Source organism: Halorubrum sp. SP9, assembly GCF_005435015.1.
Lineage (GTDB): Archaea > Halobacteriota > Halobacteria > Halobacteriales > Haloferacaceae > Halorubrum > Halorubrum sodomense.
Genome location: NZ_SGXU01000438.1, coordinates 1 through 399 on the forward strand (window position 1 = coordinate 1; position 399 = coordinate 399).

The following is a 399-nucleotide window of genomic DNA, read 5'->3' on the forward strand; positions in this document are numbered from 1 at the left end:
GACCGAGGCGATGAGCGGGAGGAACGCCGCCAGCCCCGAGAACACGACGAGCGTCAGCAGGATCATCAGGCCCGCGCCGGAGGAGACGCCGAGGATGAACGGGCTCGCCAGCTCGTTGCGCGTGACGGCCTGGAAGATGGCGCCGGAGACGGCGAGGTTCATCCCCACGAGCATCGCGACGAACACCCGCGGCAGCCGGATGTTCCAGACGATGAGGCTCTGTTTCCCCATCTCCGGGAGCTCGGCCCCGAGGAGGAACGCTCGCCACGCCTGCGCGTCGAAGACGACGCGGGGGTCGAACACCGCCTGCCACGCGTCGACGATCGTCATCGAGAACGCGCCGAAGCTCACCTGGGCGAGCCCGCCGAGGACGACGACCGCGAGGCTCGCCGCACACAG

1 protein-coding gene is annotated in these 399 nt (G+C 69.7%); it reads right to left on the minus strand.

Annotation, left to right across the window (positions count from 1 at the left end; all coding sequences use genetic code 11):
* On the minus strand, positions 1 to 399 hold a 399-nt coding region (locus tag EXE45_RS18155; protein ID WP_199233709.1), incomplete at both ends, for an iron chelate uptake ABC transporter family permease subunit.